The organism is Leucobacter sp. OLIS6 (genome assembly GCF_002752355.1).
Taxonomy (GTDB): domain Bacteria; phylum Actinomycetota; class Actinomycetes; order Actinomycetales; family Microbacteriaceae; genus Leucobacter.
In genome coordinates, this window is the sequence record NZ_MRAV01000014.1 from 611,706 (window position 1) to 625,300 (window position 13,595).

General features: G+C 71.6%; 10 protein-coding genes and 1 tRNA gene. 4 read left to right on the plus strand and 7 right to left on the minus strand.

The window, feature by feature from the left end; genetic code table 11:
• Positions 1 to 30 precede the first annotated feature (30 nt).
• Positions 31 to 2,196, minus strand: coding sequence for a class 1b ribonucleoside-diphosphate reductase subunit alpha (gene nrdE / locus BMH31_RS13030; RefSeq protein WP_099724870.1), 2,166 nt, complete (start codon positions 2,194 to 2,196; stop codon positions 31 to 33).
• Positions 2,193 to 2,705, minus strand: coding sequence for a class Ib ribonucleoside-diphosphate reductase assembly flavoprotein NrdI (gene nrdI / locus BMH31_RS13035; RefSeq protein ID WP_099724869.1), 513 nt, complete (start codon positions 2,703 to 2,705; stop codon positions 2,193 to 2,195). The genes nrdE and nrdI overlap by 4 nt, the downstream gene beginning before the upstream one ends.
• Positions 2,706 to 2,924: 219 nt before the next feature.
• Here nrdI and BMH31_RS13040 point away from each other — a divergent pair, with 219 nt between their 5' ends.
• On the plus strand, positions 2,925 to 3,590 hold the full coding sequence (locus BMH31_RS13040; protein WP_099724868.1) for a metal-dependent transcriptional regulator: 666 nt from the start codon (positions 2,925 to 2,927) through the stop codon (positions 3,588 to 3,590).
• Positions 3,591 to 3,881: 291 nt separating this feature from the next.
• Here the strand turns inward: BMH31_RS13040 and BMH31_RS13045 are convergent.
• Together BMH31_RS13045 and BMH31_RS13050 are read right to left on the minus strand one after the other, a co-directional pair.
• Positions 3,882 to 3,966: transfer RNA gene (locus BMH31_RS13045), tRNA-Leu, on the minus strand.
• A 184-nt stretch (positions 3,967 to 4,150) separates the two neighbouring features.
• Positions 4,151 to 5,962, minus strand: coding sequence for a DEAD/DEAH box helicase (locus BMH31_RS13050; RefSeq protein WP_099724867.1), 1,812 nt, complete (start codon positions 5,960 to 5,962; stop codon positions 4,151 to 4,153).
• Between the two features lie 123 nt (positions 5,963 to 6,085).
• On the opposite strand from BMH31_RS13050, the gene BMH31_RS13055 reads away from it, so the two are divergent.
• The 3 genes from BMH31_RS13055 to BMH31_RS13065 are packed head-to-tail and all read left to right on the plus strand — an operon-like array spanning position 6,086 to position 9,371.
• Positions 6,086 to 6,913, plus strand: a complete 828-nt coding sequence (locus tag BMH31_RS13055) for an SGNH/GDSL hydrolase family protein (RefSeq protein ID WP_099724866.1) — start codon at positions 6,086 to 6,088, stop codon at positions 6,911 to 6,913.
• Positions 6,910 to 8,136 (plus strand): MFS transporter, encoded by a 1,227-nt coding sequence (locus BMH31_RS13060; RefSeq protein ID WP_241898283.1) that lies wholly within the window; start codon positions 6,910 to 6,912, stop codon positions 8,134 to 8,136. Before BMH31_RS13055 ends, BMH31_RS13060 begins: the two co-directional genes overlap by 4 nt.
• Entirely contained in the window at positions 8,133 to 9,371 is a 1,239-nt protein-coding gene (locus tag BMH31_RS13065; RefSeq protein ID WP_241898284.1) for a glycoside hydrolase family 3 N-terminal domain-containing protein, read from the plus strand. The genes BMH31_RS13060 and BMH31_RS13065 overlap by 4 nt, the downstream gene beginning before the upstream one ends.
• 64 nt (positions 9,372 to 9,435) lie before the next feature.
• Here BMH31_RS13065 and ptsP read toward each other — a convergent pair whose 3' ends face one another.
• From ptsP to BMH31_RS13080, 3 genes are all read right to left on the minus strand, one after another.
• A complete protein-coding gene (ptsP, locus tag BMH31_RS13070) occupies positions 9,436 to 11,085 on the minus strand; it encodes a phosphoenolpyruvate--protein phosphotransferase (RefSeq protein WP_241898285.1) in 1,650 nt (549 codons plus the stop codon).
• A gap of 68 nt (positions 11,086 to 11,153) precedes the next feature.
• Positions 11,154 to 11,423 carry an HPr family phosphocarrier protein gene (locus tag BMH31_RS13075; protein WP_099724864.1) on the minus strand — a complete coding sequence of 90 codons (270 nt, stop codon included), beginning with the start codon at positions 11,421 to 11,423 and terminating at the stop codon, positions 11,154 to 11,156.
• A 66-nt stretch (positions 11,424 to 11,489) separates the two neighbouring features.
• Entirely contained in the window at positions 11,490 to 13,559 is a 2,070-nt protein-coding gene (locus tag BMH31_RS13080; protein WP_099724863.1) for a fructose-specific PTS transporter subunit EIIC, read from the minus strand.
• Positions 13,560 to 13,595 lie beyond the last annotated feature (36 nt).

The following is a 13,595-nucleotide window of genomic DNA, read 5'->3' on the forward strand; positions in this document are numbered from 1 at the left end:
TTTCGTCGTGGTTCAGGGGAGGTGGAACGGTCAGAGCGCGCAGGAGACGCAGCCCTCGATCTCGGTGCCGGTCAGCGCGAGCTGGCGCAGGCGGATGTAGTAGAGGCTCTTGATCCCCCTGCGCCACGCGTAGATCTGCGCCTTGTTGATGTCGCGGGTGGTCGCGGTGTCCGTGAAGAACAGCGTGAGCGACAGGCCCTGATCGACGTGCTGCGTCGCCGCGGCGTAGGTGTCGATGATCTTCTCGGGGCCGATCTCGTAGGCGTCCTCGAAGAACTCCTGGTTGTCGTCGGTCATGTGCGGAGCCGGGTAGTAGACGCGGCCCAGCTTGCCCTCCTTGCGGATCTCGACGCGCGCCGCGATCGGGTGGATCGACGAGGTCGAGTGGTTGACGTACGAGATGGAACCGGTCGGCGGCACGGCCTGCAGGTACGCGTTGTAGATCCCGTGCCGCCGCACCGATTCCCGCAGCTCGATCCACTCCTGACGGCTCGGGATCGCAACCCCCGCATCGGCGAACAGCTCTGTCACACGCTGCGTCGCAGGGCGCCGATCCTCCGCCGTGTACCGGTCGAAGTAGCTCCCGTCGGCGTAGGCGGAGCGGTCGAATCCCTCGAACCGTTCACCGCGCTCCATCGCGATCCGGTTCGAGGCCCGAACCGCGTGATAGGTCACGGTGAGGAAGTAGAAGTCCGTGAAGTCGATGCCCTCCGCACTGCCGTACCGGATCCGCTGGGAGCCGAGATACCCGTGCAGGTTCATCTGCCCGAGCCCGATCGCATGCGATGCCCGGTTGCCCGCGGCGACCGACGGGACCGCGTCCACCTCGGTCAGATCCGACACGTTCGACAGCGCCCGCACCGCCGTCTCGACCGTGGCCCCCAGATCGCCCGACGCCATCGCCGCGGCGATGTTCATCGAACCGAGGTTGCACGAGATGTCGTGCCCGACCCGCTCGTAACCGATCGCGACGTCGTACTCCGAGGGGGTGTTCACCTGGAGGATCTCGGAGCAGAGGTTCGACATGTTGACCCTCCCCTCGAGCGGGTTCGCCCGATTCACCGTGTCCTCGAACAGCACGTACGGGTACCCGGACTCGAACTGCAGTTCGGCGAGCGTCCTGAAGAACTCGCGTGCGCTCAGCACCGTCTTGCGGATCCGCGGATTCGCCACGAGCTCCTCGTAGCGATCGTTCACCGACAGGTCGGAGAAGGGCACCCCGTACTCGCGCTCGACGTCGTAGGGGCTGAACAAGTGCATCTCGCGGTTCTCCCGCGCCAACTCGAAGGTCACATCCGGGATCACCACGCCGAGCGACAGCGTCTTGATGCGGATCTTCTCGTCCGCGTTCTCGCGCTTGGTGTCGAGGAAGCGCATGATATCGGGATGGTGGGCGTGCAGGTACACCGCTCCCGCGCCCTGACGCGCGCCCAGCTGATTCGCGTAGCTGAAGCTGTCCTCCAGGATCTTCATCACCGGCACGACGCCCGACGACTGGTTCTCGATCCGCTTGATCGGCGCCCCCGTCTCACGCAGGTTCGTCAGCAGCAGCGCGACCCCTCCGCCGCGCTTCGAGAGCTGCAGCGCCGAGTTCACCCCCCGGCCGATCGACTCGAGGTTGTCCTCCAGGCGCAGCAGGAAGCAGGACACGAGTTCGCCCCGCTGACGCTTGCCCGCGTTCAGGAAGGTCGGCGTGGCCGGCTGGAACCGTCCCGACAGCATCTCGTCGACCAGCTCGGTCGCGAGCCCGGCGTCGCCACGGGCGAGGTACAGTGCCGTCGCGACCACGCGCTCCTCGAACCCCTCGAGGATCGCCTCCCCGTCGAACGACGTCAGCGCGTAGGACGAGAAGAACTTGAACGCCCCGAGGAAGCTCGCGAACCGATGCCCGGCCGCCGAGGCCCTGTCGTGCAGCGCCTCCAGGAACTCGGGTTCGTAGACCTCCAGGTACTCCGCCTCGTAGTACTCGTTCGCGACGAGCCAGGCCAGCCGCTCCCGCACCGACGGGAATCGACGCGTCCGTGGCACGACGTACTGCTCCAGGTAGGCGGCCACCGCCTCCTCGTCCTTGCCGAACTGGATCGATCCGTCCGCGGCGTAGAGGTTCAGCTGCGCATTGAGCGCGTGATAGTCCCTGCGAGCGCCGATCCCTGGGCGCGGCGCGGCCTCGGAGGCGGCGATATCGGTGATGGTCATGCGGATTTCCTTTCGTCTTCGGTGTCAGCGGGAGCCGCCGCGAGGCGTTCCCAGAATTCGCCGAGCCCCTCGCCGACGCGCTGCACGTCGCGCTCGGTGCCCAGCAGTTCGAACCGGTACAGCTCGGGCACTCGGCACTTCGCCGAGATGACCGGGCCGGCCAGGCAGTAGTGCTCCCCGAAATTGGTGTTGCCTGCCGTGATCACACCGCGCAGCAACCCGCGGTTCTGCGGGTCGTTGAGGAACCGGATCACCTGCTTGGGCACTGCGCCCGCGCGCTCGCCGCCGCCGTAGGTCGGTACGACGAGCACGAACGGTCGGGCGACCCGGAGCTCGCCTTCGATGCGCGGCCGGAGCGGGATCCTCGCCGACGGGCGGTCCAGGCGATCGACGAACCGGCGAGTGTTCTCCGACACGCTCGAGAAGAACACGAGGTCCGGCGACCGGTCCGCTTCGAGCGTTCGGAGCGGCGGGTCCTGCGCCTGAACCAGGAACGGCTTCGCGTGCATGATGGTCCTCCTCGTTTCGCAGATCCGACACACCGACCACAACATCTAGTGCTTTGCTTTTCGAATTGCACAATATCTAGGAGTACCATCGACGAAGGCGCAAATGTACGACACGCCATCAGATGAAATTACGTCAAGACGAACATTTTGACGACGCACCCCAGCGCGCCGCGGAACGCGCGAGGGTGAGAGCCCGACCGCCCCGCAGAAACACCGCCGATGCCCTCGCACTCACCAGCCGACGCACGATTCCTCCGCGCCATCTGGTCCCTGTCGACCAACGAGCGCACGGTCACCGTGACGGCACTCGCACGCCGGCTCGATCACGTTCCCGGCACGGTCTCGGACCGGATCCGCAAGCTCGCCGAGCGGGGATGGGTCGCCCGCGAACCCTACCGAGGCCTCGCCCTGACCGCCCGCGGCCGCTCGGAGGCGCTGCGCGCCGTGCGCACCCTGCGACTGCTCCACTGCGCGCTGAGCGACCTCCTGGGGATGCCCTGGCCCGAGATCCCCGCCGAAGCCGCCGCCCTCGAGGGCGCCGCATCAGATCGCCTCATCGAGCAGGCGGAGTCACAACTCGGCTCCCCCGCGACGGATCCGTTCGGCGAACCGATCCCGGACCGGAGCGGATCCCTGACCGACCCGCGCGACCGGCCGCTCGGCTCCCCCGGGCCCGCTTCGGGGTCGAACCACTTCACGATCAGCCGCGTCGTCGAGCACTCGATGCCCGTCCTGGAGCGGCTCGACACCCACCGCCTCCGACCCGGCGCACGAATCTCGCTGCGCTCCCGGAGCCCCCTGGCCGGATCCATGACGCTCGGCACCTCCGAGGGCGACGTCGAGATCGGGCTCCCCGAGATCCGCGCGCTCCGCGTGCACCGGTGACCGCGCCCGCCGTGCTGGTGCACGGTCGGCCACCCGGCCCGGCGATCCGACGAATGGAGCCCGGACCGGCGAACGCTCCTCCGGCCGACGAGTGGACCCGCAACCGACGATTGGACCCTGGACCGGCGGCCGACTCGCCGTCCACTCGTCGCCCAGGTGTCCAACGGTGCCGTCTCAGGTCAGCCGCACCCCGCTATCCGCACGAATCCCAACGCCCCAACCGCGCAGGGCGCTGGGGCACGCAAAAGGCCCCGGCCGAGAAGAATCTCGGCCGGGGCCTTTTCGTTCGCGTGCGCGGAGGGGGACTTGAACCCCCACGCCCTAATACGGGCACTAGCACCTCAAGCTAGCGCGTCTGCCATTCCGCCACCCGCGCGAACACTGCTTCCAGATCGAACCTCGCGGTTTGTTCCGGCAACAGAGATAAACTCTAGCACGGTTCCCGAGACCCGACGAACCGGGCTCGTCGCCCGCGCGCGTCGCGGCCCCTGGAGCGGATTCCCGCGAGTCGATCCGCCCCGCGTCCGCCCCGCATCAGCCCCGGCACCGCCGCCCGAACCCTACGGGCTGAGGCGCCGACGCAGCAGCTCGATCCGCTTCTGCAGTTGCGACACGCTCGCCTGCGCGACCGCGGGCCCGCCGCAGATGCGCCGGAGCTCGGTGTGCACCGCGGGGTGCGGATCCCCCGACACCTTCGAGTACATGCCGACGAGGCTGTTGAGGAGCTTGCGCTGCTCCCCCAGGGTGCGGTGCAGCGCCCCGGGGGCCTCCGCCTTCTCGGGCGCGTGTTCGAGGATTCCCTGCTTCGTCGCACTGCTGCGCGCCTGCCGGGCCTGGCGCTGCTGCAGCACCGCTTTCACCTCGTGCGGTTCGAGCAGGCCGGGGAACCCGAGGAACTCGAGCTCCTCCTCGCTCTCCACCTCCGCGTAGCCGCCGAACTCGGCGCCGTCGAACACAGCACGATCAAAGTGCGCGTCGGACCCGAGCGCCTGGTAGACGAAGCCCTCGCCGTCGGCGAGCTCCGAGGACGCCTTGTCCTCGCGCTCGGCCTCGGCCATGAGGGCCGCTTCGGCGTCCCACATCTCCTCCGCACTCTTCGGCCCCTCGAGCACGTGCCCGCGCTCCTTCTCCATCTCCTGCGCGAGCTGCATGAGCGCCGGCACGTTCGGGATGAAGACCGAGGCGACCTCGCCGCGCCGGCGCGAGCGCACGAAGCGACCGATCGCCTGGGCGAAGAACAGCGGGGTGGACGAACTGGTGGCGTACACGCCGACGGCGAGGCGGGGCACGTCGACGCCCTCGGACACCATGCGCACCGCGACCATCCAGCGGGATTCGCCCTTCGAGAACTCGTCGATGCGGTCCGAAGCGCCCGCGTCGTCGGACAGGATGAGCGCGACCTGCTCGCCGGTGATCTCACGGAGCTGCTTCGCGTACGCCTTCGCCGCCGCATGGTCGGTCGCGATCACGAGACCGCCCGCATCGGGGATCGAGCGGCGCACCTCGCTCAGGCGACGGTCGGCGGCGCGCAGCACCTGCGAGATCCAGTCGCCGGCGGGATCGAGCGCGGTGCGCCAGGCCTGCGAGGTGACGTCCTTGGTGTTGCCCTCGCCGAGCCGCGCCTCCATCTCCTCGCCCGCGGAGGTCTGCCAGCGCATCTTGCCCGCGTAGACCATGAAGACCACGGGGCGGACGACGCCGTCGGCGAGCGCGCGGCCGTAGCCGTAGTCGTAGTCGGTGACCGAGACCTTTGATCCGTCGCCCTGCGGCGCGTACGCCACGAACGGGATCGGCGCGTCGTCGGAACGGAACGGGGTGCCCGTGAGCGAGAGCCGCCGCTTGGCGGTCGCGTACGCTTCGCGGATCCCGTCACCCCAGCTCAGCGCGTCGCCGCCGTGGTGCACCTCGTCGAGGATCACGAGCGTGTCGGCGTTCTCGGTGATGAGGCGGTGCTGCACCGGCTTCATGGCGACCTGCGCGTAGGTGACGACGATGCCGTGGTAGTGCGAGCCGTAGCCGAGGCCGTCGCCGTTGGAGTAGTAGGGGTTGAGCCGGATTCCGGCGCGCGCTGCCGCGTCCGCCCACTGGGTCTTCAGGTGCTCGGTGGGCGCGACGACGATCACCTGCGAGACGGTGCGGTTCGCGCGCAGGATCGACGCCAGGCGGAGCGCGAACGTCGTCTTCCCCGCTCCCGGCGTCGCGGAGGCGAGGAAGTCGAGCGGTTCGGTGTCGAGGTACTTCCGAATCGCCTCTTCCTGCCAGGCCCGCAGGGTTCCCGCGGTGCCGTGCGCGGCGCGCTCCGGATATGCCGGGGGCAGGTGCTCGGCTGCGCTCGTGCCCGGCAGGTGGAGGCCGTGGTCCGAGTCAGTCACAACGTTCTAGACTAGCCGGTGCGCCCGGGCGACGTGCCCGGGTTCGCGACCGGCAGACGTCCGATCCCCCGAGTTCGGCGCCGTTGCAGCGGTCGTTCCCCGCCGACCGAGAGGATCCCCGCGATGTCCGACGAAGTGGCGAACGACGCGATTCCGCTGGAACTGCCCTGGTCGCGGTTCGTCGCGATCGGCGACTCGTTCACGGAGGGCCTCGGCGATCCGGATCCCGAGAGCCCCGGCGGCCTGCGCGGCTGGGCCGACCGCTTCGCGGAGGTGCTCGCGGAGCACGATCCGGAGTTCGCCTACGCGAACCTCGCGGTGCGCGGCAAACTGATCGGCCAGATCACCGACGAGCAGCTCGACATCGCGCTCGACCTCCGCCCGGACCTCGTGAGCGTCTGCGCCGGCGGCAACGATGTGATCCGACCGGGCACCGACCCCGACGCCGTCGCCGAGCAGCTCGAGTCGATCGTCTCCCGGCTGCGCGACACCGGCGCGACGGTGATCCTCTTCACGGGCGTCGATACGCGTTTCCAGCCGGTCTTCCGCTCGATCCGCGGCAAGGTGGCGATCTTCAACGAGAACGTGCGTAAGGTCGCGCAGCGGAACGACTGCTTCGTGGTCGATCAGTGGGCCCTCGAACAGCTCCAGGACAGCCGGTACTGGGCGGGCGACCGCCTGCACCTGAACGCGCTGGGCCACCACACCATCGCGCGTGCGGCTCTCGACGCGCTGAACGTGCCGAACGACCTCGCCCCGCTCGATCCGCCGCCGCTGCCGGTGCGCACCTGGCGCGAGGCGCGCAAGGAGGACGTGGTCTGGGCCCGCGAGCACCTCGTGCCCTGGGTCATCCGACGCATCAAGCACGTCTCCTCCGGCGACCACATCGAGCCCAAGCGGCCGCAGCCCGGCGCCGTGCACCCGCCGCGGCACGACGCGGGCCTCGCGTGACCCCGGCCCCGAGCACGGCACCGGGCCCCTCTCCCGCCCGCAGCATCCGGCCGGCGCTCTTCGCGCTCGCCATCGGCGGTTTCGGGATCGGCGCGACCGAGTTCGCCGCCATGGGCCTGCTGCCCGAGCTCGCTGCCAATCTGCTGCCCGAGCTGCACCGCAGCGACCCCGATGCCGCGCTCGGCCGCGCGGCGATGCTCGTATCGGCCTATGCGATCGGCGTCGTCGTGGGCGCCCCGACGCTCGCAGCCTGGCTCGCCCGGTTCCCCCGCCGCCCCGTGCTGATCGCGCTGGCCGGCGCCTTCGCCCTCGCCTCCATCGCGACCGCAGCCGCCCCCACATTCGAACTCGCGGTCCTCGCCCGCTTCGTCTCGGGGCTACCGCACGGCGCGTACTTCGGCATCGCCGGACTCGCCGCGGCCGACCTCATGGGGCCCGGCATGCGCGGCCGAGGAGCGGCGTCGGTGCTGCTCGGCCTCGCCGTCTCGAACGTGCTCGGCGTGCCCCTCATCACCGCGATCGGCCACGCGACGAGCTGGCGCGTCGCCGTGCTCACGATCGCGGCGATCTTCGCGGTCGCGACCATCGCCATCGCCCTGACCCTGCCGCGCGGCGAGCACGGTCCCGGTACCTCGATCCGCACCGAGCTGTCGGCGCTGCGCCGACCGGGCGTGTGGATCGCCGTCGCGATCGGTTCCATCGGCTTTGCCGGGTTCTTCGCGGTCTACAGCACCGTCGCGTCCCTGACCACCGAGGTCGCCGGGCTGCCTGCGACCGCGGTGCCGTGGCTACTCGCGGTGGTCGGGCTCGGCATGACCGCGGGCAACCTGCTGGGCGGGCGGCTCGCCGACGGGGGCGCGATCCGCACCCTCATCGGCCTCATGCCCGTCTTCTCCGTGCTGCTCGCCGGCACGGCGCTGCTCGCGCCGTTCCCGATCCCGCTCACCATCGGGCTGTTCCTCATCGGAACGGTCGGCTCCGTGATGGTGCCGTCAGTGCAGGTCCGCCTCATGGACGTCGCGGGCGATGCGCACACGCTCGCCGCCGCGCTCAACCACTCGGCGCTGAACATCGGCAACGCCATCGGCGCGGCCGTCGCCGGCGCGCTCATCTCGTGGGGCTGGGGCTTCGTCTCACCGCTCTGGGCCGGGGCGCTGCTGGGGCTCGTCGGGTTCCTCTGCGCGTGGCTCAGCCGCGCCGTCGAGGGGCGGTCCCGCCGATGAGTCGCCGCGCAGCGCTGGCCGCACGCGGAGCACGGAGCGCACGGGAACGCCTCGCCGTCGCGCTCGCCGCGATCGGCACGGCAGCGCTGCTGCTCGGCGCGTCCGGTTGCGCACCCGAGCCGGCACCGGCCCGCCCGAGCTCCAGCGCCCCGAAGCCGACGAAGACCACTCCGCCGCCACCCACGCTCGAGGAGCTCCGGCACGCCGAAGCCCAGCGCCTGGTGGCCTCGTGGACCCCGCGCGAGCGCGCCGGGTCCATCGTGATGGCCGGGTTCGAGGGGACGGACCCGGCACCGGTGCGCGCGTTCGCCGCGCAGCAGCACCTCGGCGGGGTCATCCTCATGGGCGGCAACGTCCCGGGCACCCCGGAGGAGCTGCGAACGCTCACCGCGGGCCTGAGCCCCGACCCGGAGCTCCCGGTGCTCACCGGCATCGACGAGGAGGGCGGCGAGGTCACGCGGCTCCCCTGGGACGACCTGCCCGGTGCCGCAGAACTCCGATCGCAGCCGCCCGCGCAGACCACCACCGCCTTCCGCTCGCGCGCCGGCCTGCTGCACGACGGCGGTGTGACGGTCAACTTCGGGATCGTCGCCGACGTCACCTCGGACCCGAACAGCTTCATCTTCGGGCGCGTGCTCGGCGAGACCGCCGCCGAATCCGGGCCCCGTGTCGCAGCGGCCGTCGCGGGCGAGCGCGGACTCGTCGCCTCGACGCTCAAGCACTTCCCCGGGCACGGGGCCGCCCCCGGCGATTCGCACAGCGGGATCCCGCGGACCGACCTCGACCGCGCGAGCTGGAAGCGCGACGAAGCACCGCCCTTCGCCGACGGCATCGCCGCGGGTGCGCAGCTGCTGATGTTCGGGCACCTCGCCTACACGGCGGTCGACGCGGCACCCGCCTCGCTCTCCCCCACCTGGCACCGGATCGCCCGCGACGAGCTCGGGTTCACCGGCGTCGCGGTCACCGACGATCTCGGGATGCTGCTCTCCTCCGGCGACCAGGCCTACGCCGACCCGACGAAGAACGCCGTGGACGCCCTCGCAGCGGGCAACGACCTGCTGCTCATGGTGATCGGCTCGGATCAGGCCACGGCGACCGGTGCGATCGATGGGATCGTCGCCGCGGTCGCCGCGGTCGCCGCGAAGACCGTGCCCGAGGCGCGGCTGACCGACGCGGCGACGCGGGTCACGGAGCTGCGGCTCGAGCTCGCGGGCTGGAAGCCGCCCGCGAGCTGAGCCGGGCTGTTCCCGGCTGCGGGCGCGGGCCGGGCGCGGCTCGTAGCGGGCGGTACGCCGCGGGTCAGAGCAGCTCGGCGAGCTCCGGAGCGATCGCCGCCCGCACGGTTTCGCGGGCGCCTTCCGGACTCTCCGCCGCGAGCGCGAGTGCGGCGAGCCGCTCGCACTCCACCAGCGCGTGCGCCGCGAGCGCGAGGCGCACCGCGGGCACTTTGCTCGGCGCCATCGAGAGGCTGCCGACGCCGAGACCCGTGAGGACGAGCGCGAGCAGCGGATCCCCGGCGGACTCCCCGCACACGCCGAGCGGCTTCCCGGCCGCGCGCGCTCCCGAGGCCGCCGCGGCGATCACGTCGAGCACGGCGGGCTGCCAGGGATCGAGCAGATCCGAGAGCTCTCCCTGCATGCGGTCCGCCGCCATCGTGTACTGGGCGAGGTCGTTGGTGCCGAGGCTGCCGAAGTCGACGGCGCCGAGCACCTGCTCGGCGCGCAGCGCGGCCGCCGGAACCTCGATCATCACGCCGGCGGAACCGAGTCCGGCGGCGCGGACCCGATCGGCGAACCAGCGTGCTTCCGCCGCCGTCGCCACCATCGGGGCCATGACCCGCACGTCGGCTCCGGTCGCCTCGGCCGCTGCCGCGAGCGCTTCGAGCTGCGCGTCGAGCAGGTCGGGCCGCGCCTGCGAGAGGCGGAGGCCGCGCCGTCCGAGCGCGGGGTTCTCCTCTTCGCCCAGGTCGGCGAAGGCGAGGGGCTTGTCGGCACCGGCGTCGAGGGTGCGGACCACCACGCGCCGCGCACCGAACGGCGCGAAGACCCGCCGGTAGATCTCGGTCTGCTCCTCGACCGTCGGCGCTGTTCCGGCCGAGAGGAAGACGAATTCGGTGCGGAAGAGACCGACGCCCTCGAGATCCTGCGCTGCCGCGAGTTCGGCGTCCTCGACGCCCCCGATGTTGGCGAGCAGCGCGACGGGGTGCCCGTCGGCGGTGGCGCCGGGCCCGTGGACCTCGGCGAGCGCGGCGTCGCGCCGTTCGCGCGTGCGCCGCTGCGCTTCGACGGCGCCCGGGTCCGGGCGCAGCACGACGATCCCGGTGTCGCCGTCGATCGCGATGGGGGTGCCGTTCGGGATCGCGGTCGCGTCCGGCAGCTGCACGACCGCGGGGATCCCCATCTGAGCCGCGAGGATCGCGGTGTGGCTGGTGCGCCCGCCCGCGCGGGTCACGATGCCCAGCACGAGGGATCGATCGAGCGTCGCGGTCTCGGCGGGTGCGAGGTCCTCGGCGACGACGATGCTCGGCTCGGTGAACTCCGGCACGCCGGGTGCCGGCACGCCGAGCACCTCGGCGATCGCGCGCGACCCCACGTCTCGCAGGTCGGTGACCCGTTCGGCGAAGTAGCCGCCGAGCGCTTCGAACTGCGCGGCGAACTCGTCGATCGAGAGCGCGATGGAGGTCGCGACCCCCTGCCCGGTACCGAGGTGCTTCGCGACCGCGCGGTGCAGGGATCGGTCGCGCGCGATCATCGCCGTGGCCTTGAGCACGTCGCGAGCGGTGGCGTCGGCGCTCATGGCCTTCGCGTCGAGCGCGCCGGCCACGCGCATGAAGGCGGCGACCGCCTGTTCGGCGGCCGCGGCCGGATCCGATGCCGCCGCTTCGTCGTGCGGCGGCTCCACCGGCGACGCGACCTGCACGACGGGGCCGGCGGCTGAGCCGGGGCTCACGCCGATGCCCTGCCGGGTCTCCGAAGCCTGTCCCGCTGCGGTCGCCCCGCTCGCGTCGCCGGCGGAGGTCACTGGGCGTCCAGGTCCGTGGCCAGCAGCGCGACGAGGCGGTCGAGCACGGCGTCGGCGTCGGCCCCCTCCGCGGTGAGCACGACCTCCTCGCCGTGCTTCGCGCCCAGCGCCATGACGCCGAGGATGCTCCCGGCGTCGACGGCGGCTTCGCCGGGACGGCCGATCTCGACTTCGAGTCCGGACTCGCCGACGGCCTCGACGAACAGCGAGGCGGGTCGGGCGTGCAGGCCGACGGACGATGCGATGGTGACGGAACGGGTGGCCATGATGACTCCTCTGTGCGGGTGTTCGGGTGGGGCGGCCGCCGGGCGACGGCCGCGCGATGGTTCGGGTCAGGCGGCGACCGGTGCGGCCGCCGCGGTCTTTGCGGCGGCCCGGCGTGCGGCCGCGCCCTTCAGGATGATCACGAGGGCGGCCGTCACGAGGACGCCGGCGGCGAGCGCCGCGACGAACAGCAGCGGCTGGCCGATGAGCGGCAGCACCCAGATGCCGCCGTGCGGTGCGCGGAGCGTCGCGCCGAAGAGCATGACGAGGCCGCCGGTCACGGCGGACCCGATGGTCGAGGCGACGATGATGCGGATGGGGTCGGCCGCGGCGAAGGGAATCGCGCCCTCCGAGATGAAGGAGGCGCCGAGCAGCCAGGCGGCCTTGCCGTTCTCGCGCTCGGGCGCCGAGAACAGCCTGGGTCGCACGGCAGTGGCGAGCGCGAGCGCGAGCGGCGCGACCATGCCCGCGGCCATGACCGCGGCCATGATCTTCAGCTGCGGCGCGTCCATCGCGGCGCCCGCGGCCGAGAGCCCCGCCGTCGCGAAGCCGTAGGCGACCTTGTTCACGGGGCCGCCGAGGTCGAAGCCCATCATCGCGCCGAGGATCAGTCCGAGCACGAGCACGCCCGCACCGGTGAGGCCGTTCAGCCCGTCGTTCATGGCGGTCATGAGTCCGACGATGGGGCGGCCGAGCACCGTGATGAAGAGGCCGGCGGTGAGGAGGGTCGACAGCAGCGGGATGACGACGACGGGCATGACGCCCCGCACGCCCTTGTGCACCTTCCAGCTCGAGATCCAGCGGGCGAGCGCGCCCGCGAGGAGGCCCGTGACGATGCCGCCGAGGAATCCGGCGTTCATGCTCGTGGCGATCGCACCGCCCACGATTCCGGGCACGAGACCGGGGCGGTCGGCGATCGCGAAGGCGATGTAGCCCGAGAGGATCGGGACGAGGAAGCCGAAGGAAGCCGAGCCGATCACGAAGCAGAGCGCGGCCCACGAGGTGAGGCTCGTCGCGTCGAAGTGCTGGGCGATGTTGAACTCGTCGGAGCTCGTCAGGCCGTACTTGACGATCTCGATCGCACCGCGCTCCCCCAGGGCGATCTGGGCGAGCATGAACGAGAGGGCGATGAGGATACCGCCGGCTGCCACGAACGGGATCATGTACGAGACGCCCGTCATGAGCCACTGACGCAGCCGGGTTCCCGCACCGACCTTCTGCTCGGCATCGGCGTCGAGAGCCGCGCCGGCGGCGGCCTCTCCCGCGCCCCGGGCGGCCTTCGCGGGATCCGCCTCCCACGCTGCCGCCAGCTCGGCTGCCTGCTCGAGCAGTCGGGGCCCGTCTGCGATCGCCTGCTTCACCCCGACGTCGACGGTGGGCTTGCCCGCGAACCGCGCGCGATCCTTCACCTCGACGTCGTGCGCGAACACGACCGCATCGGCCGCCGCGATCTGCGCTGCGGTGAGCGGGGTCGACCCCGCGGAGCCCTGGGTCTCGACCGCGATCTCGTGTCCGGCCTCGCGCGCCGCGTTCTCGAGCGCCTCCGCCGCCATGTAGGTGTGGGCGATGCCCGTGGGGCACGAGGTGACCGCGACGAAGCGCAGGGGACGCTCGGCTGTGCGCTCCGCCGGAGCGGGATCCGCGACGGGTGCGGGATCCGCAGCGCCCTCGGCGGGGGCCGGAGCCGGATCGAGCCGCACGTGCTCGTCGACGATGGCCACGACCTCGGCCGGGGTCTCCGCTGCGAGCAGCGCCGCTCGGAAGTCCTCGCGCATCAGGGCGCGGGCCAACTGCGGCAGCACCTGCATGTGCGCGTCGCCGCCATCGGCGGGAGCGGCGATGAGGAATACGAGCCGCGCCGGGCCGTCCTTCGCGCCCCAGTCGATCCCGTCCTCGCCGATCCGGCCGAACACGAGCGAGGGCTCGGTGATCGCCGCGCTACGCGCGTGCGGGATCCCGATGCCTCCCGGGAGCCCGGTCGCCATCTTCGACTCGCGCTCGCGCACGTCCGCGATGAAGACCTCGAGGTCCGTGCAGCGGCCGGTCGCCACGAGGCGTTCCGCGAGCGCACGGGTCGCCTCGTGCCGGTCGGCACCGGTGAGGTCGAGCACCACCTGCTCGTCACTGATGAGTGGCATGTCGATTCCTTTCGGGATTCGGTACGGGTCCGGCGC

What these genes read in the sequence shown, in the direction of transcription:
- nrdE (WP_099724870.1), bottom strand. Translation starts at nt 2,196, where the DNA reads ATGACCATCACCGATATCGCCGCCTCCGAGGCCGCGCCGCGCCCAGGG.
- nrdI (WP_099724869.1), bottom strand. Translation starts at nt 2,705, where the DNA reads ATGCACGCGAAGCCGTTCCTGGTTCAGGCGCAGGACCCGCCGCTCCGA.
- BMH31_RS13040 (WP_099724868.1), top strand. Translation starts at nt 2,925, where the DNA reads ATGCCCTCGCACTCACCAGCCGACGCACGATTCCTCCGCGCCATCTGG.
- BMH31_RS13055 (WP_099724866.1), top strand. Translation starts at nt 6,086, where the DNA reads ATGTCCGACGAAGTGGCGAACGACGCGATTCCGCTGGAACTGCCCTGG.
- BMH31_RS13065 (WP_241898284.1), top strand. Translation starts at nt 8,133, where the DNA reads ATGAGTCGCCGCGCAGCGCTGGCCGCACGCGGAGCACGGAGCGCACGG.
- BMH31_RS13075 (WP_099724864.1), bottom strand. Translation starts at nt 11,423, where the DNA reads ATGGCCACCCGTTCCGTCACCATCGCATCGTCCGTCGGCCTGCACGCC.
- BMH31_RS13080 (WP_099724863.1), bottom strand. Translation starts at nt 13,559, where the DNA reads ATGCCACTCATCAGTGACGAGCAGGTGGTGCTCGACCTCACCGGTGCC.